This is a genomic window from Sphingobium nicotianae, assembly GCF_018603885.1.
In the GTDB taxonomy this organism is placed as follows: Bacteria; Pseudomonadota; Alphaproteobacteria; order Sphingomonadales; family Sphingomonadaceae; genus Sphingobium; species Sphingobium nicotianae.
The window spans coordinates 64,118-91,063 of sequence record NZ_JAHGAW010000014.1; the positions used below are offsets into that span (position 1 = coordinate 64,118).

Consider the following 26,946-nt stretch of genomic DNA (forward strand, 5'->3'; position numbering starts at 1 on the left):
GGGAAATCGCCCGGTTGCCGGTTCCCGGCGCGGAGCGGGCTGGCCAGAAACAAGGAGGATTATCGATGAGTGTCGCGACAATCATGGTCCATCTGGACCTGGGCGGTTCCAATGAAGCGCTGGTGAGGATCGCCGGCGAGCTCGCGGAGCGCTGCAATGCGAAACTCGTCGCAATCGCTGCCTGTCAGTCAATCCTGGCAATGCCGGCCAGCGCGGCCTTCGTGTCCGGGGAAGCGGTCGCCATCGACGAGGCGGAGACCGCGCGGCAGATGCAGGAGGCGGAGGCCGAATTTCGCGACGTGCTGGCGGGGCGGCCACTCAGGCTGGAATGGCGATCCGCGATGCTTTTCGCGCCGCTCTCGGACCATCTCGTCTCCCAGGCACGCTGCGCCGATCTGATTATCACGGCGCCGGGCAGTCAAAGCTCCCTGTCGCCGAACGCGCGCCGCACCAATGTCAGCGACGTGGTGATGCAGGCGGGGCGGCCGGTGCTCCTGGTTCCCCACCATGTGACGTCGATCCCGCTCGATCATGCAGTCGTGGCGTGGAAAGAGGGCAGGGCCGCCCGTCGCGCCTCTCTCGACGCGATACCGCTTCTGAAGCTGGCGAAAGCCGTCACGATCGCCGAAATCGTCGAGAAGGGGAATGAGGCGCAGGACGCTCGCCAGGCTCTTCAGGACGTCAGCGGCTGGTTCGCCGAACACAAGGTCGAAGCCCAATGTCTCGTCGAGGTGGCGAAGGGACCGGATGCCCGGTCGATCGCGCATGTCGCACATGACCTCGGCGCCGATCTTATCGTCGCGGGAGCCTATGGCCACAATCGGCTGCGCGAATGGATACTGGGTGGCGTGACCAGGGATTTTCTCCTGAATCCACCAAGGCCCGTCCTGCTTTCGCACTGAGGCCGCCATCCTTGGCCGGCATTGCGCTCTACGGCGAGCACGAGGCCGGCAACGCCTGCCTCTCAGATCCCGCGTTTGCCCAGCTCGAAAATTTCCTCCAGCCAGCTGTCGCGCTTGTCGGCATCCGCTTCCACGTTGCCGAGCAGAAGATGCTCGAACGGTTGGATGCCGACGAACCGCAGGATATTCCGCTCGAAGCTCTTCACGCTATGGGCGCCATAGAAGGCCCGATAGAAGAAGGCGGGCATCCCCATGGTCACGACGAGGCGGGCCGTGTGGCCCTTCAGCTTCTTCTCCGGCAGCTTCCCTTCGCGATAGGCAAAGGCGAAGCCTGGCCGCATGACCTGCTCGAGAAAGGCCTTGAGCAGCGCCGGAACGTCCCCGAGCCAGAGCGGATAGAGGATGGTCAGATGCTGGGCCCAGGCAATGGTCTCCTGTGCCTCGCGGATGACGGGATTCCCGGTTTCGCCTTCCCATTCCTGGCGCGAGGTGACCAGCGGAAAGTCGAGCGCCGCGAGGCGGATCAGCCGTACCTCATGGCCGCCGGCGGTGGCACCATCGGCATAGCTGTTCGCCAGCGCATGAATGAAACGACCGGCATCCGGATCGGGATGCCCATCGATGACGACCAGGCGTTTGCGTGTCATGAGGCGGGTTGCTCCAGGAGGTTGCGGCGCAGGATCCGGATCGTGGGATCGTCGGGATCGGTGTTGGAGACGAAGCCCATTTCGCGTTCCATTCGCAGCGCTGCTTCGTGGTCGGCGCATTCGATCGCCTCGATCGTGCCGATGCGTTCGGACTTCGCATAGCGCAGGACATGGTCGAACAGGGTCCAGCTCAGCCCCCGCCGCTTCATGTCCGCTCGCGTCGTGAGCGCGACTTCGGCACGCGTACGATCGGGATCGGTCGCGAGCATCGCCGTGGCGATGACGGTCTTGCGTGTCTCGTCGAAAGCGAGAAAACTGATCGTGCGCCGATAATCGACACGGGTCATCATCGCGAGGCGGTCATGACCCACGGTCTGAATGCCGCTCATGAAGCGGAAGCGCAGATCCTCCGGTGAGACATGGGTGAAGAATTCGGCGAGCAATGGTTCATCGTCGGCACGCACGGGGCGCACGAAGCAGCGCAGCCCATCCTGGGTGACGAGTTCCGCCGCCCACTCCATTGGCGCCGGCCGGATCGTGAGCCGGGATCCGGAGACGGGTTCGGCAGCGATCTTGATGCGCGCGTCCAGGGCGATAACATCGTCCGCGTCGACCAGCAGCGGATTGATGTCGAGCTCAAGGATGTCCGGGAGAGACACGCAGATGGCCGACAGGGCGCCAAGTACATGTGCGACGCCGTCCATATCGACCGCTGGCTGGTTCCTGTAACCGTGAAGCAGCTTCGATATGCGAGTGCGGTCGATGAGCGCATGGGCCTGCGCGTCGTCGATCGGTGCCAGGTCGATCGCCTTGTCGGCCACGATCTCGACCGAGGTGCCGCCGGCGCCGACCATGATGATCGGGCCGAATGTCGGGTCGGTCGCGATGCCGGCAATCAGTTCGAAGGCGTGCGGACGCTCGACCATTTCCTCGATCGCGAAGCCTTGCAGATGCGCGTCGGGATGTTCCCGGCTGATCCGCATCTCCATTGCGCTCGCCGCCGCGGCTGCCGCCTCGCGATTGTGCAGATCGAGCGCGACGCCGCCGACATCGGATTTATGGCTGATGTCCGGCGAGACGATCTTTACGGCATAAGGCGGTTTGAGCCAGCCGCATTCCTCGTCGACCGTCTCGACTGCGGCAGCGAAGCGGGTCGGCACGGTCGGGATCCGAAAGGCATCGAGAAGCGCCTTGCTTTCTATCTCTGTGAGAACCGTCCGCTTGTCGGCGCGGACGGCCGCGATGATGCGTTCCGCCGCGTGAATATCGGGCGTGATCTCCTTCGTCGCGGCGGGTCTGTCGCTCAGAGACAGCTTGGCGCGCCGGGCGGCGATCAGATAGCCGAAGGCGCGAACCGCATCGTCCGGTGTCGTGTAGGTGGGGATTTGCAGGGGTGCCAGAGCGTCGCGCGCGGCACGAGCATTGGCGTCCCCCAGCCAGCAGGCGAGCACAGGCTTGTCGATGTGACCCGCGCGCGCGCTCCGCACTTCCTCGCCGACCGTGGTGGCGATGTCGCTCGCGCTCGCCCTGCCTGTCGGGCAGTTCATGACGAGAAGCGCGTCGACCGTCTCGTCCGACAGGACCGCGCGGGTCGCGGCCCGGTAACGTTCGGGATCGGCATCGCCGATGATATCGACGGGGTTCGCCTTCGACCATGTCGGGGGGAGCGCGCTGTCGAGCGTGGCAAGGGTGGACGGCGCCAGCGGGGCCAGGGCAGCATGTGCCGCGCCGATCGCGTCCACCGCCAATATGCCGGCACCGCCACCATTTGTGACGATGCCCAGCCGGTCGCCAGCCGGCTCCCGGCAGGCGCATAGAATCTCGGCGGCGTTGAACAGCTCGGTGAGGGTGTCGACCATGACGATGCCGGCCCGATCGAACGCGGCCTGATAGACATCGTAGGATCCGGCAAGCGCGCCGGTATGCGACAGAGCTGCCTTCGCGGCCGCGGGGGACCGGCCCGCCTTGATGGCAATCACGGGCTTGCCGCGGGCTGCGGCACTCGCTGCCGAAAGGAGCTTCGCCGCTTGGGTGACGCCTTCAACATAAATGAGGATGGCATCGGTCATGGGATCGAGCGCGAAAAGGTCGATGAGATCGCCGAGATCGACATCGGCCATGTCTCCGGCCGAGACGATCCCGGAAAACCCTATGTCGCGGCTCTCGGCCCAGTCGAGAATGGCGGTAATGAGCGCGCCGCTCTGTGAGATGAGCGCCAGGCGCCCCGGCCTCGCCGGCGTGCGCGCGAAGGTGGCGTCGAGCTTCGCGTGCGGCGCAACGATCCCCAGACTGTTGGGCCCGACAATGCGCAGGAGATGGGGCCTGGCCGCGTCGAGCATCTGCTGGCGCAGGCCGCTCGCCTCCGTGACTCCAGCGGAAATCACGACTGCCGTACGCGTTCCAGCCTCGCCGAGCTCGGCAATGAGGCCGGGGATCGTCTCGGCGGGCGTCATGAGGATTGCGAGATCAGGCGTCTGGGGAAGGTCCTTGACGGTGGGCGCCCATTGCACGCCGACATGTTCGACGCGATGCGGGTTCACGGCATAAACCCGGCCCGCAAAGCCGCGTGAGTGGATGTTGTCGAGAACCACCGCACCGAGCGTCCCCGCCCGGCTCGATGCGCCGATCAGAGCGACGCTCGCGGGATGGAGCAGGGCGGAGAGATTGCGGATCGTCATGCTTGCCTCGCGATGCGACGTGGAAGGGGCTGCCACCTCGCCTTGCCAATGCCCGAGTGGCGGGGCCGGGCACCATTCGTAGTTTCCCCATGAAGGCCGTCGAAGTGACATAGGAAAAGTGCGTGAGCGGCTGTCCGCCCGCAGGCTTGCCCGGTGCAGGCCGGAAGTCCGGATGCCCGCCCGCCAAATTACGCCGCCAGGAACGGGAACGGATTGATTGAATTCATCGTTCGAGATCGCGCTTGTCGCGCTGCAGCAAATGGAATAAGCGGACACCATGTCCGTTTAACAGAGTCGCCTTTCGGACATTCCTCGCCCCGCCTCCCTCATGTGCATCGAAGGTTTTGCATGGCCCAGGACAATGATACCGATGACAAGCCCGCGCAGCGCATCAGCGGACGGGCGCGCATCATCCTGCTCGTCGCGGCGCTCGTGCTCGTCGTCGGGGGAGCCTTCTGGTTCGCCTATCACCAGATGCGCGGCAAATATTATGAGGAAACCAATGATGCGGAGATCCGCGCGGACATGGTCACGGTGGCGCCGCGCATCGCCGGCTATGTCTCGCAGGTGCTGGTCAGCGACAATCAGGATGTGAAGGCGGGCCAGCCGCTGCTGAGGATCGACGCGCGCGATTATGAAGCCCGCCAGGCCCAGGCGGATGCGCAGATCGCCGTCGCGCGCGCCGCAGCGGACAATGTCCGCGCGACGATCAGCGAGCAGCTGGCGACGATCGATCAGACCCGCGCCCAGCTCGCCCAGGCCCGCGCCAAGGCGGCTTACGATGCCGCCGAAGTGGCCCGCTATGCGCCGCTGGTCGAGACCGGCGCCGAGAAACGCGAGCAACTGGCGCAGCTTCGCGCCACCGCCACGCAATCTGCCGCGCAGGTGCGCGCGCAGGAAGCCGCGCTTGCCGTGCAGCAGCGTCGCGTCGGCACGCTGGAAAGCCAGATCCGCCAGTCCGATGCGCAGGCCCAGGGCGCGCGGGCACAGCGCGCCTCGGCCAATGTCGACGTCAATGCGACGCTGGTCCGGGCGGCGAGCGACGGGCGCATCGGCGACAAGACGGTCACGATGGGCCAGTTCGTCCAGCCCGGCATGCGGCTGATGTCGATCGTGCCGCTCGACAAGATCTATGTCGTGGCGAACTTCAAGGAGACGCAACTCGGCCTGATCCGCCCTGGCCAGCCCGCGACGATCAGCGTCGATGCGCTGGGCGGCACGGAGCTGCATGGCAAGGTGGCGAGCATCATGCCGGGGACGGGCGCGCAATTCTCGATCCTGCCGCCGGAGAATGCGACAGGCAATTTCACCAAGATCGTGCAGCGCGTGCCGGTGCGGATCGAGCTCGACGCCTCGCCGGAGGCGCGCCGTCTGCTCGTGCCCGGCCTGTCGGTCACCGCCACCGTCGACACCATTTCCGCCAGGGACGCCGGCGCGCGCATCAAGGACGCGCAGGCGCGCACAGCGGCAAAGGCGAACTGACATGGCGGGGGCGATCGCCGCCGATGCGCCGATGCGTTCGCCCGCGCCGGCTGCCGAGCGTGCCGATCTGGCGGCCTGGCTGGCGGTCGCGGCGGGGACGCTGGGCGCGCTCATGGCGACGCTGGACATTTCGATCGTCAATTCCGCGCTGCCGACCATCCAGGGCGAAATCGGCGCGACCGGGACGGAAGGCACCTGGGTCGCAACGGCTTATCTGGTGGCCGAGATCGTCATCATCCCCATGGCCGCGTGGTTCGAGCGGCTGCTCGGCCTGCGCACGTTTCTCCTGATCGCAGCAGGGTTGTTTACGGCCTTCTCCGTCATCTGCGGCCTCTCCGACAGCCTCACCATGATGATCATCGGCCGCGTCGGTCAGGGCTTCACCGGCGGCGCGATGATCCCGACCGCCCAGACCATCATCGCCACGCGCCTGCCGCGCTCCCAGCAGCCGGTCGGCATCGCCATGTTCGGCGTCACCGCGATCATGGGGCCGGTCATCGGGCCACTCATCGGCGGCTGGCTGACCGAGAATATCAGCTGGCACTATGCCTTCTTCATCAACCTGCCGATCTGCGCGATCCTGGTCGCGCTGCTGCTGGTCGGTCTGCCGCATCGGCGCAGCCATCTGGACCAGCTGCGTGAGGCGGACTGGCTCGGCGTCGCCGGGCTGGCGCTCGGGCTGGGCGGGCTCACCGTGTTGCTGGAGGAAGGGCAGCGCGAGCTCTGGTTCGCGTCGAGGTTGATCTGGGCCATGGCAGGAGTTTCTGCGGTCGGCTTCGCGCTGCTGATCACGGGCCAGCTCACCGCGAAGCGGCCGGTCATCAAGCTGTCGCTGCTGCTTGATCGGCAGTTCGGGTCGGTCGCGTTGATGGGCATGGTGCTGGGCGTGGTGCTCTATGGCACGGCCTTCGTGATCCCGCAGTTCCTCGCCGCCATCGCCGGCTACAACGCGCTGCAGGCCGGCAAGATCGTGCTGATCTCTGGCATCCCCAGCCTGTTCATGATGGCGATCGTCCCGATCCTCCTCAAGCGGATCGACATCCGCATCGCGGTGGCGACCGGCCTCGCGATCATGGGCGGCTCGGCGCTTCTGGATGCCAGTCTGACGGCGGACTCCGTCGGCGGCGATTTCGTCGTCTCCCAGCTCATGCGCGGCGTCGGCCAGATTCTCGGCATGCTGTTCCTGAGCCAGGCGGCGATCCAGTCGGTGCCGCAGCAGGATGCGGGCGACGCGTCCGGCCTGTTCAATTCCGTCCGCAATCTCGGCGGTAGCCTCGCGCTCGCCGGAATCTCGATCATCCAGGATCAGCGCCTGTGGCTGCACACCCGCCGGATCGAGGAAACGCTCAGCGCCAATTCGCTGGCGGTGCAGGAACGCATCGCCGGCATGGCGGCGATGCTGGGCGGCCAGCCGGCGGCGCTGCGCTCGCTGTCCCAGCAGATCCAGGGGCAGGCGCTGGTCATGACCTACAACGACATTTTCACGATCATGGGATTTGGAACGTTGATCATCATTCCCTTCGTGCTGTTCCTGCGCCCGCTGCCCAAGAGCAGTGCGCCGGCGGCGATGCACTGATGCGCGCGCTTTCCGCCATCGCGCCGCTCGCCTTGCTGTCGGCTTGCACCGTCGGGCCCGACTATAAGGCGCCACCCGCCACCGCATCGGTCGCGACCGCCCGCGGCAATTTCGTGCGCGCGCAGGATGCCGCCTTCACGCCGGCGCCCGGCCTCGCGCGCTGGTGGGAAAGCCTCGGCGATCCGACGCTCGACGGGCTGGTGCAGGACGCTCTGGCCCACAGCCCCGACATCGACGTCGCGCAGGCGCGAATCCGGCAGGCGATGGCCCAGCTGAGTGCCCGCAAGGCCGACCGCATGCCGAGCGTAAGCGCCAATGGCGCCTATCTTCATGCCGAGGCGCCAAGCCTTGGCGGCAGCGGGGGCAGCGATTCATCGCTCGAATTCTATAATCTCGGCCTCAACGCTTCCTGGGAAGTCGATCTGTTCGGCGGGAGCCGGCGCCAGCTGGAGCAAAGCCGCGCGACGCTCGGCGCGCGGCAAGCCGATCTTGCCGATGTTCAGGTCAGTCTCTCGGCGCAGGTCGCCCAGGCCTATGTCAATCTGCGCGACGTCCAGGCGCGCGTGGCGCTCAATGCCCGCTCCATCGCGCTGCAGGAGCAGGCGCTGGGCCTGACGCGGCAACGATTCGAGCGCGGCGCCGCCTCGGCACTCGACATCGAGCGGCTGCAGGCGCAGCTCGACAATACGCGCGCGCAGGCCCAGCCGCTGGCCGCCGATGTCGATGCCTATCTCGACCAGCTCGCGCTCCTGACCGGGCGCGAGCCCGGAGCGCTCGATGCGCAGCTCGCGACTGCCGCGCCGATCCCGCTGCCGCCGGCGCAGGTCGCCATCGGCGATCCCGCCTCGCTTGTCGCGCACCGGCCCGATATTCGCGCCGCCGAGCGCAGTTTGGCGGCAAGCACGGCCGCGATCGGCGTCAGCGAGGCGAAGCGGCTGCCCCGGCTGAATTTCCTCGGCTTGCTCGGGCTGGGCGGTACGTCACCCGGCGATGTGTTCGATGTCGACAAGCTGACCGCCCTCGGCGCGCCGATGCTGACCTGGTCCTTCCTCGATTTCGGGCGCGGTGCCGCGGGCGTCCGTCAGTCCGAGGCGGAGCGCGATCAGGCGGAGGCGCAATATCGCAAGGCTGTGCTCGCGGCTTTGCAGGATGCCGAGACCTCGCTGTCGCGCTTCGGCAAGGCCCGCCTCCAGGTCGCCAGCCTCGCGCGGGCCGAGCAGTCGGCCGGACGCTCCGCGACCCTCAACAATCAGCGCGTCACGGCGGGCACCAGCTCGCTGATCGACCAGCTCGACATCGAGCGCCAGCGCCTCACCGCAGCCATCGCGCTCAGTCAGGGTACGGCCGCGCTGACGAACAGCTATGTCGCCGTCCAGAAGAGCCTGGGGCTCGGCTGGTCGGAAGAGCCCGCGTCAGCTCGCGCGGAGACCGCGCAGCAGTAGCGAGATCGCCGCATCAATTTGCGCCTGCACGTCCACCTCGGACAATCTTGGCAGCAGAAGTCCGCTCGTCATCTTGATGCACAGCAGCAGGTCCTTGGGACCGAGCTCCGGCCGCATCGCGCCGGTGGCATGCGCCTTGACGACCAGCGGCCGCAATATCTCGGTGACGCGCTCGCCCAGCTTGTGGAACCCGTCGAGATGCTCGGGCTCGAGGGGAAGTTCCATTGCGAGCCGCCTGAACAGGGCAGAGGCTTCCGCCCCGCGACGGAGCAGGTCGCCGATCACCTGTTCCGTCGGCAGGGTCAGGTCGAGCTCGGCCTCGAGTCCCTCGATATCCCGCTCGAAGACCGCCAGGGCGAGCGCCATTCGGTCACGGAAATTGCGGTAGAGCGTCCCGCGCCCGACCCCGGCACGATCCGCAATTTCCTCCAGCGGGACGGTGTAGCCTTTCTCGGCAAAGCAGGCTGCGGCCGCCTCGATCAGCGCATCGCGGCGCTCGCGCGCATCGCGTCGCGAGGGAGCGGTTTTCAACGGGGTGAACTGCATGTTTCCTCCAATTCCCTCCGTTGTTTCCACATGGTGTGCTCTCCGCACGGACAGGCCGTGTCCTCCGGCTGAAACGCTCCGTCGGGCTATTCTAGGAGACTGCGGCCAGTCCTTCAATGTCGGCGAAATGATCGGGGCGTGCCCTATTCAAGACGTCGCCGTCGGTCATAGCGATTGCCTGCCGAGACGCAGCGCGTTGGTGACCACGCTCACCGAAGAGAGGGCCATGGCAGCGGCTGCGATGACAGGCGACAGCAGAATGCCGAAGATCGGATAGAGCAGGCCGGCGGCGACAGGTACCCCGGCTACATTGTAAATGAAGGCGAAGACCAGATTCTGCCGAATGTTGGACATGGTCGCCTGCGACAGTCGCCGTGCGCGCACGATGCCGTTGAGGTCGCCCTTGAGCAGCGTCACGCCGGCGCTTTCGATCGCCACATCGGTGCCGGAGCCCATGGCGATGCCGACGTCGGCGGCGGCCAGGGCCGGCGCGTCATTGACCCCGTCGCCGGCCATGGTGACGACGCGTCCCTCTGCCTTGAGCCGTGCGACGACGGCGCTCTTCTGATCAGGAAGCACATCGGCCTCGACCTCGTCAATGCCGAGTCTGGCCGCCACGGCCTGCGCGGTGGTCCGGTTGTCGCCGGTCAGCATGACGACGCGGATACCCTCATTCCGTAGCGCCGCGAGCGCCTCCGCCGTGGTCGCCTTGATCGGGTCCGCGATGGCGATGACGCCCGCGACTTGTCCGTCCACACCCATGAAGATGGCTGTCGCGCCACTTTTGCGCAGAGCTTCCGCCTGGGTGTCGAGCGCCGTGATGTCGATTCCCTCGTCCTTCAGAAACGCCGCGTTGCCCAGCACCACGCGCTTGCCCTCAACCCTTCCGAGAGCGCCGCGTCCGGTGGGAGAATCGAAGTCCGTCACTTGCGGCACCGCGATGCCTCGCGCCTGGGCTGCTTCGACGATCGCGAGCGCCAACGGGTGCTCGGAGGCGCGTTCGACGGCAGCCGCGAGACGCAATACCCCCGTCTCGTCATGGCCGTTCGCAGGGACGATCTGCGTCACGGCGGGCCTGCCTTCGGTCAGGGTGCCCGTCTTGTCGACCACAAGCGTGTCGACCTTCTCCATATGTTCGAGCGCCTCGGCATTCTTGATGAGTACGCCGAGGCTCGCGCCCCGGCCGACGCCGACCATGATCGACATGGGCGTGGCGAGGCCGAGCGCGCATGGGCAGGCGATGATCAGCACCGTCACGGCGGCGACCAGCCCGTAAGCGAAGCGCGGCTCCGGCCCCCAGATGCTCCAGCCCGCGAACGCGAGGAGCGCGATCAGGATCACCGCCGGCACGAACCATGCCGCCACCCGGTCAGCCATGCGCTGGATCGGCGCGCGCGAGCGCTGTGCCTCGGCGACCATCTGGACGATGCGCGCCAGCATGGTATCGCGTCCCACCTTGTCGCAGATGATCTCGATCGCGCCGCTCTGGTTCATCGTGCCGCCGATGACCTGGTCGCCCTTGCTCCTGGTCACCGGCATGGACTCGCCGGTGACCATGGACTCGTCGAGCGATGAACGACCCTCGGCGACGGTGCCGTCGACCGGCACCTTTTCACCGGGACGCACGCGGAGCCGATCCCCGACGGCCACCTGATCGAGACCGATTTCTTCCTCGGTTCCATCGGGAAGCAGTCGCCGGGCGGTCCGCGGCGCAAGATTGAGCAGCGCCTTGATCGCGCCGGAGGTACGCTCGCGGGCCCGCAGTTCCAGTACCTGCCCGAGGAGCACCAGCACGGTGATGACCGCGGCCGCCTCGAAATAGACGGCCACCGCGCCGTCGGCGTCATGGAAGGCCGGCGGGAACAGGCCCGGCGCCAATGCCGCGACCATGGAATAGGCCCACGCGACGCCGATGCCCATCGCGATCAGCGTGAACATGTTGAGATTGCCAGTCCTGAGCGACGCCCAGCCGCGCTCGAAAAAGGGCCAGCCCGCCCAGAGCACGACCGGCGTCGCGAGGATCAATTGCATCCAGATCGAGACGGGCATCGGGATGAGATGGTGCAGGCTCGGGAGGACATGACCGCCCATCTCGAGCAGGAACACCGGTGCAGACAGAATGAGGGCGGTCCAGAAGCGGCGCGACATGTCGCGCGATTCCGCGCTCGATCCGCTATCTGCCGCTGCCAGCACCGGCTCGAGCGCCATGCCGCAGATCGGACACGCACCGGGACGATTTTGCCGGATTTCCGGATGCATCGGACAGGTCCAGATCGTGCCTTGGGGCGCGTCCATTGGGGCAGGGGCGCCGCCGCCGAGATAATGAACGGGATCTGCCACGAACTTGTCGCGGCATTTGGCACTGCCGAAATAATAGGTCTGATGTGCATGTTCGGCGTGGGGCGCGGCCTCGTGATCGACGGTCATGCCACAGACGGGATCGCGCACCCGGTTGCCTTCCGGGGTGTCCGCTTCACGGTGATGACGAACAGATCCAGGACTGTGGTCATCGGGCTGACGAGACTGCGCCACGGTACGGATTCTCCCTCTCGGCAGACTATAAATGCCCTGCGACCCCACGTCCGGGTCAAGCCCGAAATTCGATGGGCCGAAGTGTCAAACGCGCGCCGCGGCGCGGGTCGACGCTATGGCAGCAATGGATCGGTACCAATTTGCGGACGTATTTTTTCCCTCACGCTGCACCGGAAGCTGGTTCGGTAGACTGATCATCCTATGATGGATTGCGCGTCAGGCTTCCACCGCGATGCCAGTGAGGGCAAATGGCGCAATCACGGGCAAGGTAAGAACCAGCTTCAGTCGGTCCGATTTTCGAAGGGTGAAGGGAGATATTATGTCGGATGTCGACCGGGCGAACCTATTGGTCGGTCTTTCGACGCAGCAAGCGCAAGCACGCCTTGACGCAGAGGGACCGAACGAACTGCCTCGCGCCCGGAGCCGCACCGTCTGGCGTATCGCGATCGAGGTTCTGCGTGAACCGATGCTTGCGCTGCTGCTCGCGGGCGGCGTGGCCTATCTGCTCCTCGGCAGCCTCGCCGAGGCGCTGATTCTGCTCGGCTTCGCCAGCTTCTCGATCGCGGTTACGGTCGTCCAGGAAACGCGGACCGAACATGTGCTTGAGGCGCTCCGGGATCTTTCGAGCCCGCGCGCGCTCGTCATTCGGGGCGGCGAGCGCGTTCGCATTGCCGGGCGTGAGGTCGTACGCGGCGACCTGCTGGTACTGGAGCAGGGCGACCGTATCGCCGCCGATGCCTATTTGGTGGAAGCCACCGATCTGCAGACAGACGAATCCCTCCTGACGGGTGAATCCGTGCCCGTCCGGAAGCGCGCGGGAATGAGCGATGATCCACGCGCGCATCGGCCCGGCGGCGAGGATCTGCCTTTTGTCTATTCCGGCACCCTGATCACGCGCGGCGCCGGCGTTGCGGAGGTGACGGCGACCGGTCCGGCAAGTGAGATTGGCCGGATCGGACAATCGCTCGCGACGCTCGACAGCGAGCCGCCCCGTCTACGCCGGGAAACCGCGCGGATCGTCCGCTTATGCGCGATCGGCGCCGGGTTGATGACACTCATGGTGGTGGTGCTGTTTGGATTGCTGCGCGGCGGTTGGATCGACGCGGTGCTCGCGGGAATCGCGATCGGCATGTCGCTGCTGCCGGAGGAATTCCCTGTCGTCCTCACCATCTTCATGGCGATGGGCGCGTGGCGGATCGCGCAGGCGGGTGTGCTGACGCGCCGCGCTGCCGCGATCGAGACGCTGGGCGCAGCGACCATTTTGTGCACCGACAAGACCGGCACCTTGACCGAGAACCGAATGGCGGTGACCGAGCTGTGGCTCGCGTCCGGTGACGTGATTGCCCCATCGGCGACCGCGCCGGCTGAACCGTTTCGCGCGCTGCTGGAGGCCAGTGTCCTCGCCAGTGCGCCGGTCCCCGCTGATCCCATGGAAATCGCGTTCCACGACGCCAACAAGGCGATTTCCGATCGAGCTGCCGATCGCGACGGCTGGAAGCTCGTCCACACCTACGGCCTGCGAACCGAATTGCTGGCGATGTCGAACGTCTGGCAGCAGGCGGACGGTGCCGACGACCTGATGGTGGCGGCGAAGGGCGCGCCGGAAGCGATCGCTTCCCTGTGCCGGCTTTCGTCAATCGAGCGCGCGAAGTTCGACGCCGCGGTGGAGGCGATGGCAACGCGAGGGATGCGGGTTCTCGGTGTCGCGACCGCCCGCACTCTCGCCGAACATCTGGGCGTGCAGAGCGATCATGACTTCTCGCTCCTCGGGCTGATCGGCCTGTCCGATCCGCTGCGTGCAGGCGCGGCGGACGCGGTGGCCGAGTGCCGTTCGGCCGGCATCCGGGTCGTGATGATTACCGGCGACTATGCCGCAACCGCGCGCTCGATCGCGTCGCAGGCTGGCATTGCCGAGGGAGATCTCCTGACCGGTGCTGACCTTGCGGCCCTCGATGATGCCGCTCTCGCGCGCGTCGTCGGGTCCGTTACCGTCTTCGCGCGGATCATGCCGGAGCAGAAACTGCGGATCGTTGCGGCATTGAAGGCGGCGAACGAGGTGGTTGCGATGACCGGGGACGGCGTCAACGACGCCCCGGCGCTCAAATCGGCCCATATCGGCATCGCGATGGGCAAACGCGGCACGGACGTCGCGCGTGAAGCAGCGGCGATCGTGCTGCTGGACGATGATTTCGGCTCGATCGTCAAGGCGATCCGTCTGGGGCGGCGGATCTACGACAATATCCGCAAGGCAATGGCATTCATCTTCGCCGTCCACGTGCCGATCGCCGGACTGGCGCTGCTACCACTGGTGACCGGCCTGCCGGTCCTGTTTGGGCCGATCCACATCGCGCTGCTGGAGATGATCATCGACCCGGTCTGTGCGCTGGTGTTCGAGGCCGAGCGCGACGAGGTCAACGTCATGAAGCGTGCCCCACGCAACCCGGGGGAGCGCCTCTTCTCGCTGCCGATGATTGTCTGGAGCCTGTTCCAGGGAGGTCTTGCCTACGCGTTCCTTGCTGCGCTGTATCTCGCCGGCAGCCATATGGGGCTGCCGGATGCGGAAGTGCGCGGCCTTACCTTCTTCGCGCTTGTCGCGGCTATTCTCGCGCTCATTCTCGTCAACCGGTCGTTCGGCACATCGCTGGTGCTCGCCATCTCGCGGCGCAATGTGGCGTTGCGTTATGTCCTTGGCGCCATCGCTGCGATCACGGCGCTCGTCCTGCTCGTGCCGCCAGTCCGAAACCTGCTGAAATTCGGGCCGCTTCACGCGCACGACCTGCTGATCGTCGCGGCCGTTGGCGGCTTGGTCACCATCCTGCTCGAAGCATTGAAACCGGTCGCCTATCGCAGTCTGAGGGCCGGTCCTCGAAGAGGCGTGGCTGCGGGGCTCTGACCCGCCGATTGGGGGCGATTATGCTGGTCGTTATATTTGCGTGACGGGTCTGCCGTCGGCTCGACCGGCCGGTTGAATATCGCACTTTACTCCCGCCAATATGTCGATTACATTTCTTATGTAATCGTGTAGGGGCGCCAGCGGAGTTTGGCGTGCCGGGTAGAAAGATCGCAATGAACGACATGACTGCTCCTGCCGCCCGCGTTGCCGAGACACTCCAGATCGGCGACCCGGCGCCTAATTTCCAGGCGCGCACCACGATGGGCGTGATCAACCTGTCCGACTTTCGCGGGCGCTGGCTGGTGCTGTTTTCCCATCCTGCGGATTTCACGCCGGTGTGCACCAGCGAGTTCGTCGCGTTAACACGGGCCTCTGATCGCTTCGAGGCACTGGATTGCGCATTATTGGCCGTGTCCGTTGACAGTCTCTATTCCCATCTCGGCTGGATCAAGGCCATTCGCGACGCCTTCGACGTGACCGTCAGCTTTCCCATCGTCGAAGATCCCTCGCTCATCATCGGGCGGGCCTATGGTATGATCTCCGACCGGTCGCCGGACGCGGCGACGATGCGCTCGACCTATTTCATCGATCCGGAAGGGATCATCCGGGCGATGATCTGCTATCCTGCCACCATCGGCCGCTCGGTCGAGGAAATGCTGCGCGTGCTCGCCGCGCTGCAGCGGGTCGATGCCGATAATGTCGTGACGCCTGAAGGCTGGCATCCAGGCGATGATGTCCTTTTGCCGCCACATCAGGATCAGGCTGCGCTTCTCAGGGAAATCGATGATCCCCGCTGGTTCCACAGGAGCCAGGCCGACCGAAAGGCGGGGTGATCATGTCCGAGCGTCTGTCCGACACGCAAATCGAGGCCATCGCGGAGACCATGCGGGCGCTCGGCCATGAAACCCGGCTGCGCTTGGTCGACACGATCTATTCGGAGGGTGAGAAGTCGGTTGGTGAGCTGGAGGTCCTGACCGGGATCGGGCAGCCCGGCCTCTCGCAACAGCTCGCGATCCTGCGCAAGGCAGAGCTTGTGACAACGCGTCGCGCCGCAAAGCAGGTCTATTACAGCGTCGCGGCGAAGGCCCTCGAAACAGTCGCTCGCTTTCTGGCCGGGCTGGCCAATCTGGCACCGGCCGAGATGGCCAGCCAGATCGAGCAACCGGCGTCCCGGCGTGCGCATGGGTCGGCGGCGATGTTCGCCAAGATTCTCTAGGCGTCGTGGACCTTCGGGCAGAGGCCCGTTAGCCGGCCAGCGTCAGCTGCCGGTCTGCCAGCGCAAGCATCGCCGGGCGATGGGTGACAACGATCAGCCCTGACTGTGTCCGGTCCAGCCAGGCGATGATATTATCCTTCAGTTTTTGCTCGGTCGCCACGTCCAGCCCCTCGCTTGGTTCGTCCAGCAGCAGCCATGGACGCCCCGCAAGGAGGGCCCGCGCCAGGGAGAGCCTTTTGCGCTGGCCACCGGAAAGCCGCGTTCCGCCATCTCCGATCCAGGTCATCAAGCCTTGCGGCATGGCGCGGACCTCATCGGCAAGGCAAGCAGTCGCGAGAGCATCCCAGAGCGCTGCCTCGGACAAGCCGGAGCGCGCGAGCCGGAGATTGTCGGCGATCGTGCCGGCAATCATCTGCGCGTCCTGCGGAGAGAGCGCGAACAGCGGCCGGCGATCCTGCGCCGCACAGTTGGCAAGCGGACGGCCATCGATGCACACGGCCAGGGCGCAGCTGTCCTGCAGCCCCGCGAGGCAGGACAGGAAGCTGGTCTTTCCACTGCCGGATCGGCCGGTAATCGCCAGCCTGTCGCCCGGCTGCATCGCGATCACCCCGGCACCCGTCCCGATCGTGATCCGGGTCCCCGGCAGGCGTGTTCCCTGCAGCGGCGGCTCGGGCGTCCGGGCGACCAGGGCGGAGAGCCTGTCAATCCCGGCAGCGACCGTCGCATCGCGCCCGATGGAGCGCACCCCTGCCCCTATGGCCTCGATCGCCCCGGCGGCGGCAAGTCCGGCCAGCATTGTCACGGGAAGCGACGCATCGGAGAGACCGATGACCGCGGCCATTGCGACACCGCCCATCAGCGTGACGAATGCCGCCAGCATGGCTTCGCCACGGGTAAATGCGAACCGGACCCGGTCGAGAGCCGCTGCACGGCCGTGCAGTTCATCCTCGACGGTCTCGCGCATCGCATAGGCAACGAGTTCCGCCGAGCACACGGCATATTCCACGACATCATGCTTCAGGCGGGCAATAGCTTCCTGAATCTGGCGCGCCGGAGCAGGGAGCAGGCGACGGGCCAGAAGTGATGATGCCCCCAGCGTCACGATGAGGATGGCAAGAAGCGCCAGTGCAGACGCCCAGCCCGCAGCCCCGCACAGAAGGAGCGCGGCACCCGCGCCTCCGAGTGATCCAAGCGTGGCGGGGGTCCGGATGAAGCGGTCCTCGATCGCCTCGACATCCTGCAGCAAGGTCGCAGCCATGTCGCCGGAGGCACGGCTCAGGTCGGGCGCCCCGACGAAGCGCTGAAAGAGACCCGCCCGTACGGCGGCGAGCGTCAGGAGCGCCGCTTTGTGGCCCTGAAGGCGCTCGCCGTAGCGGGTGAGGGTTCGGACGATCGCCAGCAGGCGGATGGCGGCGCTGGGCAGAAGATAGTTGAACGCCTGGACCGCGGCGACGCCTGCGAGGCCTGCCAGAGCGGCGCCGGTGATGAACCAGCCCGACAGTCCCAGCAGGGTGACGGCGCTGACAGCCGCCAAGATCGCGTAGAGAATCGCCACGCGCATCGAACTTCGCTGCTCGCGACTGGCGCTCGACAGCAGAGCCTCGAGGTCCGAACCGGTCATGCCAGGCTCACATGCTGGTCGGCCATTGCCGCTATGCCAGGATCGTGGGTCACGATCAGCACCGTGCGCCCCGCCGATGCCTTGCGGATTTCGTGCATGATCAGGTCGACGGACTGGCGATCCAGATCAGCCGTCGGTTCATCGAGCAACCACAGGGGGGCGTCGCGCAGCAGTGCGCGGGCGATGCCGATCCGGCGGCGCTCGCCGCCCGACAAGCCCGAACCGCGCGTATCCACCCGGGTGCCGAGGCCTTCTTTCCGACCCGCGATGAAGGCGAGGAGGCCGGCGCGCCGTGCCGCATCCGCCACGTCCGCATCGCTTGCGCCGGGGCGCGCCAGCCGGATATTATCGAAGATCGTGCCGGGAAGAAGTGCGATGCTTTGACCTGTCCAACTGGCCTGTCCGCCCAGGCTTCGCATCGCGAGCGACATGCTATCGATCTGGATGTCACCCGCCGTTGCGGGCGCGAGGCCCATCAAGGCGTTGAGCAGGCTGGACTTTCCGCTGCCGGTCGGCCCGGAGACTACGGTCATGCGGCCGGCAGGGATATCCATTGTGAATGGCCCCACGTGCCGCTCGCCATAATCGACTGTCAGACCTTCGATTCTGATCGCCGGCGGCCGCAGCAAAGGCGCAAGAGCGGGCGAGGGCTCGGGCAAGGGCGAGGGCAGCGCTGCAAGTCGTTGCATCGCAGCCTCGCCGACCTGTTTGTCGTGATAGGCGGCAGCCAAGCGCCTCATCGGCAGATAGAATTCCGGCGCGAGGACCAGCACGAACAAGGCCCGGCCCAGATCGAGCCTCTCGGGCGCCGGGAAGGGAAGCAATCCGAGCAGGTTGAAGCCGCAATAAACCGCCACCAGGGCAACCGAGAGGGCTGCGAAGAATTCCAGGACCGCGCTCGAAAGAAAGGCGATGCGCAGGACGGCCAGCGTGCGCGTGGCAACCTCCTGCGTCGCCCCGGCCAGATGTCGGCCGATCCGCTCCTGCGCGCCGAAACCGATGATGATCGGCAGGGCCCTGACGCGATCGATGAACAGGCCGGACAGCCGACCGAGTATGTCGAGTTGCCGGGCCGCAACCCGGCTCGCGGCCGTGCCCGCCAGAATCATCCCCAGCGCGAAGGGCAGCAGCGTCCCAAGCAGAATCGCCGACGCCACCCAGCTCGCTGCCGCTGCCGCCGCGGCGATCAGGAGGGGCGTCGCCACCGCCGCAAATCGCAGCGGCAAAAAGCGGGCATGATAGCCGTCCAGATCCTCGATCCGGTCCGTGGCGTCGGCAACCTGTTCCCCGAGCATGGTCCGTGAACCGGCAGGGGCCGTCAGAACCGCGGCAAAGGCGCGCCGCCGCCAGCCATGCTTGGCTGTCACCGCCGCCTTCTGGCCGGATCCTGTCGCCGCCAGCTGAACGCTCGCGCGCAATATCGTCGCAATGATCAGCCCCGCCAGAGAGGCCAGAAACCCCGGGCGGTCGAATGCGGAGATGCCAAAATGCGCAGCGCAGGCGAGCGCGGCGGCCATCGCGATGGCCGCCGCGCCGTCGGCAAACCAGAGGAGGGAAGGGGGTGTCGCGCGCATCGTCGGGTCAAGGCTGCTTGCTCATATACATAATTAACTCTATTGGTTAAACGAAATCGACTCGACCGTGCGATCGAGCCGCCAGTTGCCGTCCGGAGGTGTTACCAAGATGGATATGGCTGTAATCGAGCTCTCGCGCCTCCAATTCGCTCTGACTGCGCTCTATCACTTTCTGTTCGTGCCGCTCACGCTCGGTTTGTCCTTCATGCTGGTCATCATGGAGAGCATCTATGTGATGACCGGCCGGCCAATCTGGCGGACGGTCACCCGCTTCTGGTCGAAGCTGTTCGGGATCAATTTCGTCCTCGGTGTGGCCACCGGCCTCACCATGGAGTTCGAATTCGGCACGAACTGGTCCTATTTCTCGCACTATGTCGGCGATATCTTCGGCGCGCCGCTGGCGATCGAAGGGCTGATGGCCTTCTTCCTCGAAGCAACCTTTGTGGGCCTCATGTTCTTCGGCTGGGACAAGCTGTCGAAGCGCCAGCATCTCTTCACGACCTTCATGGTGGCGCTCGGTTCGAACCTTTCCGCGCTGTGGATTCTCGTTGCCAATGGCTGGATGCAGCATCCGGTGGGATCGCGGTTCAACCCGGACACGATGCGGATGGAAGTGACCGATTTCATGGCGGTCCTGTTCAATCCCGTCGCTCAGGCCAAGTTCGTCCATACCGTGAGCGCTGGCTATGTGACGGCGTCCGTCTTCATACTTGGCGTCTCTTCATGGTATCTGCTCAAGGGCAAATGGGTGGCGGTCGCGAAGCGATCCTTCACCGTCGCTGCCGCTTTCGGTCTCGCGTCGTCGCTCTCGGTCGTCGTGCTGGGCGATGAATCCGGCTACGCGCTCACCGACAACCAGAAGATGAAATTGGCGTCGCTGGAAGCCATGTGGCACACCGAACCTGCGCCCGCCGGCATCGCCATCTTCGGCATACCCAGCCTCGAAGGGCGGGACACGCGCTATGAAATCAAGATCCCCTATGTGCTGGGCCTGATTTCGACCCGCAGCCTGACCGGCCAGGTCGAGGGCATCACCGAACTTGTCGCCAAGGCGCAGGGCCGGATCGAAAACGGCATCCAGGCCTATGACGCGGTCGAGAAGCTGAAGGCCAATCCCACCGACATGGTCGCGCGCGAGCAGTTCGAACGGCACAAGCTCGATCTGGGCTATGCCATGCTGCTGAAGCGCTATGTCGCCGACCCGCGTAAGGCCACGCCGGATCAGGTCGTCCAGGCCGCATGGTCCACGGTACCCAACGTGCCGGTCATGTTCTGGGTGTTCCGGGTGATGGCAGGCCTTGGTTTCTTCTTCATCGGCTTCTTCGTGCTCGCCTTCTATTTCTCGACTGTCCGCCGTTTCGACGCGCGCTGGTTCCTGCGCGCGGCTGTCTGGATCATACCGCTTCCCTGGCTTGCCGCTGAGTTTGGCTGGGTGCTTGCCGAGATCGGGCGTCAGCCCTGGGCGATCGAGGGCGTCCTGCCGACTTTCCTCGGTGCTTCCAGCCTGACCGTTGGCCAGCTCTGGACCACGATCATCGGCTTCACGTTGCTCTATGGCGCGCTGGCGGTGATCGAGGTGCGGCTCATGCTGGCGACGATCCGCAAGGGGCCGCTGGAACACGGCGATGAGCCGTCGGATGCCGCTGCATCGGGGCAGGGCTACGCGCCGCTGCCCGCCGAATAAGGAGAGCGATCATGGTGCCTCCCATCGACTATGAGACACTTCGCCTGATCTGGTGGGGCTTGATGGGCATCTTGCTCATCGCGTTCGCGCTGACCGACGGGTTCGATCTTGGCGTCGCCGCCCTGCTGCCGTTCGTCGCCAAAACCGACGCCGAGCGGCGCATGGTCATCAATTCGATCGGCGCCACCTGGGAGGGTAATCAAGTCTGGTTCATCCTGGGCGGCGGCGCGATCTTCGCAGCCTGGCCGTTCGTCTATGCGGTGAGCTTTTCGGGCTTTTACCTTGCCATGTTCCTGGTGCTCGCCGCACTGATCCTGCGCCCCGTCGGCTTCAAATATCGCTCCAAGAAACCCGATGCCGCATGGCGCAGTCGCTGGGATTGGGCGCTGTTCGTCGGCGGGCTCGTGCCGGCGCTGGTGTTCGGCGTGGCCGTGGGCAATGTGCTGACCGGCATTCCCTTCCGTCTGGATGGCGACTTGCGCGCCTTTTACGAGGGCTCGCTGCTGGGGCTGTTTCACCCCTTCTCGCTGCTGGCCGGCCTGCTCTCGGTGGCGATGCTGGTCCTTCACGGCGCCAGCTGGCTGGCGATCAAGATCGAACGCGGTGCGGTTCACGATCGCGCCCGGCGTTTCGGGCAGATCGCGGCGATCCTGTCCGTCCTGCTCTTCGCCGTCGGCGGCGTGATCGTGGCGCGCGGGGGCATGGGGTTTCGCATCCAGGGGGTGGTTGCGTCGACAGGGCCATCCAACCCGCACCTGACAGCCATGATCGCCGCACCCGGCGCGTGGATGGATAATTATGCGCTCCATCCCTGGACGCTGCTCGCGCCGGTGCTGGGGTTTGCCGGGCCGCTGATCGCGCTTGCCGGGATCCGGACGGGCAGGGAGGTGCTGGCATTTGGAGGATCGTCGATGGGAACGCTCGGCATCATCGCCACCGTCGGCCTGTCGATGTTTCCCTTCATTCTGCCCAGTTCGATCGATCCGGCCTCCAGCCTGACCGTGTGGAATGCGTCTTCCAGCCATTTGACCCTGTTCGTCATGCTGTTGGTGACGTTGATCTTCCTGCCCATCGTGCTTCTTTACACGGCGTGGGCCTACAGGGTGCTGTTCGGGCGCGTCACGCTCAAGGAAGTCGGCACCAACCCGGACTTCTACTGATCTTTAGGACATGAACCATGTGGTATTTCAGCTGGATATTGGGTCTTGGCCTGGCCGTGGCTTTCGGCATTCTCAATGGACTCTGGCATGAATTCCATTCCGACCCGGACGAAGACATGACGTTGTAATGCGCGGGCCATGTCCTAGCTTGGGCCAGCCGTCATGCGGTTCCGGGTCTGCGGTCGCTACATCGACGGAGATTGACCTTGGCGGGCGCGGCTGGAGACTGTCCTGGTGAGATTGAACCATCGCTTCCGTTCGTGTCGAGCGAAGTCGAGACACGTCGGCACCGCGCTAACGTGTCTCGACTTCGCTCAACACGAACGGATCGGTTCCATCCGAACAGGACAAACTCTAGACGAGCGGCTGTCCTATGGACCCGCAGCGCGAGCAATGCGCCTGCGTAGCCAGTCGGGCGAGGCGCTCTACGCCTGCACGTCCTTCGGACCGAAATTATCGCAGAGAAATCCGATCAGGGCATCCGCGTCTGGATTGGCGATGCTGTAATAGATCGTCGTGCCTTCCCTGCGGTTCCGCACGAGGCCGCCCTCTCGCATCTTGCCCAGATGCCGGGAAACGCTGGATTGGGAGAGGCCGCACAAGTTTACCAGCTCGCCGACCGGCGCCTCTCCCTCGCGCAGGCGGCACAGCAGCAGCAGCCTTTGCTCATTGGCCATCAGGCCGAGCAGGCCGGCGATTTCCGTCGCACGCTCGCAGAGCATTTCGGCGGCACCCAAGGCCATCATCATGTCGCGCTTTTCCCGTCATCCCGCAGCACGACGTAGATCGCCGGGATGACGAGCACGGTGAGCAGGGTCGAGGAGGCAAGGCCGAACAGCAGCGAGATTGCAAGACCCTGGAAGATCGGATCGGTCAGGATGACCGCCGCGCCGATCATTGCTGCGGCCGCCGTCAGCACGATCGGCTTGAACCGGATCGTGCCCGCCTCGATCAGCACATCGCGCAGCGGCTTGCCCGGTGTCGCGGTGTGCCGGATGAAATCGACCAGCAGGATCGAGTTGCGCACGATGATGCCGGCGAGCGCGATGAACCCGATCATGGAGGTCGCCGTGAAAGGCGCCGAGAACAGCATGTGCCCGATGACGATGCCGACCAGGGTCAGCGGGACGGGCGTCAGGATCACCAGCGGCAGCTTGAAGTTGCGGAACTGCGCCACGACCAGGATGTAGATGCCGAGCAGCGCGACCATGAACGCCGCGCCCATGTCGCGGAAGGTGACCCAGGTGATTTCCCACTCGCCATCCCACAGCAGCGACGTGACGGACTCATCGTCGGGCTGGCCGTTGAGGCGTATGATCGGCTTGGTGAGGCCCTTGGAAGCCCAGTCATAGGCGTCGACCGCCTTGTCGACGGCGAGCATGCCATAGATCGGCGCTTCGTATGCCCCGGCCAGTTCAGCCGTAACCATGTCGGCGAACCGGCCGTCGCGCCGGAAGATCGCCGGGCTGCCTTGTTCGTCGCGCGCGTCCACGACCGCGCCCAGCTCGATCAGCTGGCCGGCCGGCGTTGCGGCGACCGGCGTGCTGGCCAGCGTTTGCGACCATCCTCGCGCCGATTGGGGCAGCGCGATGGTGATCGGCAGCGGCGTGCGGCCCTGGCCGCGCGGCGCATAGCCGACCGTCTGGTTGCCCATCAGCGCGCCGATGCTGTCCGCGACCTGACGATCCGAGAGTCCGTAATAGTCGATGCGATCGCGCTGCGGGATCAGGCGCAATTTAGGCCGAGGCTGGCCGAAACTGTTGTCGACATCGACGATATAGGGGACGGAACGGAAGATCTTTTCCAGTTCGGTCGCGGTGCGCTGCCGGGTCTGCGCATCGGGACCATAGATCTCGGCCAGCAGGGTCGCGAGCACGGGCGGCCCGGGCGGTGTCTCGACGACCTTTACCGATGCCCCATCGGGCAGTTTCAGCGCCTTGAGCTGTTGGCGCAGGGCAAGCGCGATCTGGTGGCTTGACCGGTCGCGCTCGCCCTTGGGCAGCAAGGCGACCATCACGTCGCCCATCTCCGGCTTGTTGCGCAGGAAATAGTGACGAACCAGGCCATTGAAGTTGAACGGTGCGGAGGTCCCGGCATAGGCTTCCATCGCGGTTGCCTCCGGCAGCCTGCGCGCCACGGTCGCCACGTCCTCGAGCGTCCGGCTGGTCGCCTCCAGGCTCGTACCCTCGGGCATGTCGACCACCACCTGCAGCTCCGACTTGTTGTCGAACGGCAGCAGCTTCACGGTCACGGCCTTGAAATAGAACATCGAGCAGGCGAGCAGCGTGGCGACGCCGACCGCGATCAGGAAATTGCGCGCCGAGGCACGGCTGTCGATCACGCGATGGGCAACGCGGGCATAGAGCCGGCCGAGCTTTCCACCACTCTCGTCATGCGCGTGGCCGGCATGCGCCGTCCCGTCCGCCAGCGCCTTGCGCGCGAAGCGAACCATCAGCCAGGGCGCGATCACGACCGCGACGAAGAAGGAAAAGACCATCGCCGCCGAGGCGTTGACCGGGATCGGCGCCATGTAGGGGCCCATGAGGCCCGAGACGAACAGCATGGGCAGCAGCGCAGCGACAACGGTCAAGGTTGCGACCACGGTCGGGTTGCCAACCTCGGCAACAGCCTCGATCGCGGCCTGCGTCCGGGTTCGATCGTCCGGCATCGCCCAATGGCGGGCGATATTCTCGATCATGACGATGGCATCGTCGACAAGGATGCCGATCGAGAAGATCAGCGCGAACAGGCTGACCCGGTTGATCGTGTAGCCCATGAGGTTGGAGGCGAACATGGTAAGCAGGATCGTGGTGGGGATGACGACGGCGGTCACGCCGGCCTCGCGCCAGCCAATGGCAAAGCCGATCAGGACGACGATGGAGATGGTAGCGAGTGCCAGATGGAACAGCAGTTCATTGGCCTTCTCGTTGGCCGTCGCGCCATAGTTGCGCGTGACCGCGACATCGACTCCATCGGGGATGAGCTTGCCCTTGAGGCTTTCGATCCTGGACAGCACGGCTTGGGATACGACAACCGCATTGGCGCCCGACCGCTTGGCGATGGCGATGCTGACCGCGGGCGCGCTCGACCATTGATTGCCCGCTCGCGCCCAGCGCCACGCGCGGGACTGGTCCTCGCGTGGCCCCTGGCTGACGGCGGCAACGTCGCGCAGATAGACCGGCGCCCCGCGCGCCGAGCGGACTGTGAGCATGCCCACTTCCTGCGCCGAGGACAAAGTGCGGCCGGCGGTGACGGAGACCGCCCGGCCGCCCTCCCGAATGCTGCCTGCCGGAAAGCTGCGATTGGCCTGACCGGCCGCTTCGATGACGCTGCCGAGCGGCACGCCATATTGGTTGAGCTTCGCCGGGTCCGGCGCGATCCTGATCTCGTCGGGGCGGCCGCCGGTCAGGAAGGTCAGGCCGACATTGTCGACCTTGGCAATCTCGGTGCGCAGCTTGGTGGCGAGATCGTAGAGCGCCTGATCGCTCCATTGCCCGGCGGCGCCAGGCTTGGGCGTGAGCGTCAGCACGATCGCGGGTACGTCGTTGATTCCGCGCACCGTGACTTTGGGGTCTGGGATTCCGACCGGAATCCGGTCCCAGTTTGCGCGCAGCTTCTCGTCGATGCGGGTCGCTGCATCCTCGGGATTTGATCCCACCACGAAGCGCGCCGTCACCATCACGCCGTCATCTTCGGCCTGGGTATAGACATGCTCGACGCCATCGACGCTCTTGACGATGGTCTCGAGCGGAATACCGACAAGCTCGACGGCATCGGCAGCGGCGAGCCCGGGCGCCATCACCTGGATGTCGACCATCGGCACGCTGATCTGCGGCTCCTCCTCGCGCGGAATCGAGAAGAGCGCGAGGAGCCCGACCGCGATTGCTGCCATCAGGAACAGCGGCGTCAGCGGCGACATGATGGTCGCGCGGGTCAGCCGCCCTGAGATGCCGAGGTTCATTTGCGCGCGCCCGCCAGGAAAAGCGTGTCCCCGGCCGCGACGCCGCTCAGTATCTCGATCCGGTCGGGGTCGGCGGTGGGCGCTACCTGGACAGGCACGGCGCTCACGCGGCGGTCGGCCGTCACGACATCGACCTGGTCGATGCCGTAGCGGGTCGAGACGAAGCGACGCGGCACGACCAGGGCACGGCGCCGGCCAACTTCGATCGAAACGCCGACGCGGCGGCCGACAAGCTGCGTCGAAAGACCGGGCACGGTCGCATCGACACGCACCCGGCCCCCGGTGACGGCGGGATAGACCTGCGTCACCTGCCCGCGACGCGACCCGTCGGGCAGATCGCCTTGCGCAACCAGAATTTGCGCACCGTTATGCACCTGTCCGGCAAGCGATTCCGGCAGTTCGAGCCGCAGAAGGGGGGGGCCGGCGGTGATTGTCGCCACCGACATGCCCGGCGCGACGACCGATCCGGCCGGGATGTCTGCGCGCAGCACCCGGCCGCTGGCTGGCGCGAGGATCGCGCCTTGCCCGGCCACGCTGGCGCTCGCGCCTTGCTGCGCACGTGCCGCCGCGACCTGCGCGTCGGCCGCGCGCGACGTGGCGACTGCCTGGTCGAGACGTGCCTTGGCATAGACCTTGTTGTTGTAGAGATCCTGGATGCGGGCGAGGTCGCCGCGCGCGCGCGCCGCTTCGGCCTGTGCGGCGGCGACCTGGGCGCCATAGGCACTGGTCTCGTAGCCGAGGCGCGCATCGACGACCATGCCGATGCGCTGGCCTTTCTGGACCATATCGCCTTCGCGGACCGAAAGGCTGGCGAGCGTGCCCGGTATCCGCGCGAGCGCCTCGGCAGAATCGCGCGTGGTGATCTCCGCGCCCACCGCCTTCATGTCAGCAATGTCGCTGGTCGCAAGCCTGAGCGCCTCACCGGCCGGGAGCGTCGCGGAGGGCTGTTCGGCGGCCTCCTTGCCGCCGCAGGAGGCCAGCGCGAGCGTTGCGCCTGCCAGCCATGTCCATGTCGTCGTCCTGCGCATCCCC

General features: G+C 65.8%; 19 protein-coding genes. 10 read left to right on the forward strand and 9 right to left on the reverse strand.

The window, feature by feature from the left end:
- Positions 1 to 14 precede the first annotated feature (14 nt).
- On the forward strand, positions 15 to 902 hold the full coding sequence (locus KK488_RS19075; protein ID WP_214625304.1) for a universal stress protein: 888 nt from the start codon (positions 15 to 17) through the stop codon (positions 900 to 902).
- Between the two features lie 62 nt (positions 903 to 964).
- Here the strand turns inward: KK488_RS19075 and KK488_RS19080 are convergent, their stop codons facing one another.
- Positions 965 to 1,549 carry an NAD(P)H-dependent oxidoreductase gene (locus KK488_RS19080; RefSeq protein ID WP_214625305.1) on the reverse strand — a complete coding sequence of 195 codons (585 nt, stop codon included), beginning with the start codon at positions 1,547 to 1,549 and terminating at the stop codon, positions 965 to 967.
- Positions 1,546 to 4,227 carry a bifunctional acetate--CoA ligase family protein/GNAT family N-acetyltransferase gene (locus KK488_RS19085; protein ID WP_214625306.1) on the reverse strand — a complete coding sequence of 894 codons (2,682 nt, stop codon included), beginning with the start codon at positions 4,225 to 4,227 and terminating at the stop codon, positions 1,546 to 1,548. Before KK488_RS19085 ends, KK488_RS19080 begins: the two co-directional genes overlap by 4 nt.
- Before the next feature lie 348 nt (positions 4,228 to 4,575).
- On the opposite strand from KK488_RS19085, the gene KK488_RS19090 reads away from it, so the two are divergent.
- From KK488_RS19090 to KK488_RS19100, 3 genes are read left to right on the forward strand one after another with little or no spacing between them, the layout of a single operon-like run.
- Positions 4,576 to 5,709 (forward strand): HlyD family secretion protein, encoded by a 1,134-nt coding sequence (locus KK488_RS19090; protein WP_214625307.1) that lies wholly within the window; start codon positions 4,576 to 4,578, stop codon positions 5,707 to 5,709.
- 1 nt (position 5,710) lies between these two features.
- Positions 5,711 to 7,285, forward strand: a complete 1,575-nt coding sequence (locus KK488_RS19095) for an MDR family MFS transporter (RefSeq protein ID WP_214625308.1) — start codon at positions 5,711 to 5,713, stop codon at positions 7,283 to 7,285.
- Positions 7,285 to 8,727, forward strand: coding sequence for an efflux transporter outer membrane subunit (locus KK488_RS19100; protein ID WP_214625309.1), 1,443 nt, complete (start codon positions 7,285 to 7,287; stop codon positions 8,725 to 8,727). Before KK488_RS19095 ends, KK488_RS19100 begins: the two co-directional genes overlap by 1 nt.
- Here KK488_RS19100 and KK488_RS19105 read toward each other — a convergent pair.
- Entirely contained in the window at positions 8,698 to 9,273 is a 576-nt protein-coding gene (locus KK488_RS19105; protein ID WP_214625310.1) for a TetR/AcrR family transcriptional regulator, read from the reverse strand. The genes KK488_RS19100 and KK488_RS19105 overlap by 30 nt on opposite strands.
- A gap of 165 nt (positions 9,274 to 9,438) precedes the next feature.
- On the reverse strand, positions 9,439 to 11,700 hold the full coding sequence (locus tag KK488_RS19110; RefSeq protein WP_214625351.1) for a heavy metal translocating P-type ATPase: 2,262 nt from the start codon (positions 11,698 to 11,700) through the stop codon (positions 9,439 to 9,441).
- A 424-nt stretch (positions 11,701 to 12,124) separates the two neighbouring features.
- Here KK488_RS19110 and KK488_RS19115 point away from each other — a divergent pair, with 424 nt between their 5' ends.
- From KK488_RS19115 to KK488_RS19125, 3 genes are all read left to right on the forward strand, one after another.
- On the forward strand, positions 12,125 to 14,698 hold the full coding sequence (locus KK488_RS19115; RefSeq protein WP_214625311.1) for a cation-translocating P-type ATPase: 2,574 nt from the start codon (positions 12,125 to 12,127) through the stop codon (positions 14,696 to 14,698).
- A 173-nt stretch (positions 14,699 to 14,871) separates the two neighbouring features.
- Positions 14,872 to 15,531 carry a peroxiredoxin gene (locus tag KK488_RS19120; RefSeq protein ID WP_432653875.1) on the forward strand — a complete coding sequence of 220 codons (660 nt, stop codon included), beginning with the start codon at positions 14,872 to 14,874 and terminating at the stop codon, positions 15,529 to 15,531.
- Positions 15,532 to 15,533: 2 nt separating this feature from the next.
- Positions 15,534 to 15,914: an ArsR/SmtB family transcription factor gene (locus tag KK488_RS19125; protein WP_214625313.1), complete on the forward strand. Its 381-nt coding sequence runs from the start codon at positions 15,534 to 15,536 to the stop codon at positions 15,912 to 15,914.
- 28 nt (positions 15,915 to 15,942) lie between these two features.
- Here KK488_RS19125 and KK488_RS19130 read toward each other — a convergent pair whose 3' ends face one another.
- Positions 15,943 to 17,535 (reverse strand): ATP-binding cassette domain-containing protein, encoded by a 1,593-nt coding sequence (locus KK488_RS19130; RefSeq protein WP_214625314.1) that lies wholly within the window; start codon positions 17,533 to 17,535, stop codon positions 15,943 to 15,945.
- Positions 17,532 to 19,109 carry a thiol reductant ABC exporter subunit CydD gene (cydD, locus tag KK488_RS19135; RefSeq protein WP_214625315.1) on the reverse strand — a complete coding sequence of 526 codons (1,578 nt, stop codon included), beginning with the start codon at positions 19,107 to 19,109 and terminating at the stop codon, positions 17,532 to 17,534. Before cydD ends, KK488_RS19130 begins: the two co-directional genes overlap by 4 nt.
- A gap of 109 nt (positions 19,110 to 19,218) precedes the next feature.
- Between cydD and KK488_RS19140 the strand changes: the two genes are divergently transcribed.
- From KK488_RS19140 to cydX, 3 genes are read left to right on the forward strand one after another with little or no spacing between them, the layout of a single operon-like run.
- Positions 19,219 to 20,793, forward strand: a complete 1,575-nt coding sequence (locus KK488_RS19140; protein ID WP_214625316.1) for a cytochrome ubiquinol oxidase subunit I — start codon at positions 19,219 to 19,221, stop codon at positions 20,791 to 20,793.
- An 11-nt stretch (positions 20,794 to 20,804) separates the two neighbouring features.
- Positions 20,805 to 21,953, forward strand: a complete 1,149-nt coding sequence (gene cydB, locus KK488_RS19145) for a cytochrome d ubiquinol oxidase subunit II (protein WP_214625317.1) — start codon at positions 20,805 to 20,807, stop codon at positions 21,951 to 21,953.
- Between the two features lie 17 nt (positions 21,954 to 21,970).
- The gene (cydX, locus tag KK488_RS19150) at positions 21,971 to 22,081 is read left to right on the forward strand and encodes a cytochrome bd-I oxidase subunit CydX (RefSeq protein WP_214625318.1); all 111 of its coding nucleotides are present in this window, start codon (positions 21,971 to 21,973) and stop codon (positions 22,079 to 22,081) included.
- A 297-nt stretch (positions 22,082 to 22,378) separates the two neighbouring features.
- Here the strand turns inward: cydX and KK488_RS19155 are convergent, their stop codons facing one another.
- The 3 genes from KK488_RS19155 to KK488_RS19165 are packed head-to-tail and all read right to left on the reverse strand — an operon-like array spanning position 22,379 to position 26,942.
- A complete protein-coding gene (locus KK488_RS19155; protein ID WP_250890760.1) occupies positions 22,379 to 22,702 on the reverse strand; it encodes an ArsR/SmtB family transcription factor in 324 nt (107 codons plus the stop codon).
- Positions 22,699 to 25,914: an efflux RND transporter permease subunit gene (locus KK488_RS19160; protein ID WP_214625319.1), complete on the reverse strand. Its 3,216-nt coding sequence runs from the start codon at positions 25,912 to 25,914 to the stop codon at positions 22,699 to 22,701. Before KK488_RS19160 ends, KK488_RS19155 begins: the two co-directional genes overlap by 4 nt.
- Positions 25,911 to 26,942, reverse strand: coding sequence for an efflux RND transporter periplasmic adaptor subunit (locus KK488_RS19165; RefSeq protein ID WP_214625320.1), 1,032 nt, complete (start codon positions 26,940 to 26,942; stop codon positions 25,911 to 25,913). The genes KK488_RS19160 and KK488_RS19165 overlap by 4 nt, the downstream gene beginning before the upstream one ends.
- Between the last annotated feature and the right edge of the window lie 4 nt (positions 26,943 to 26,946).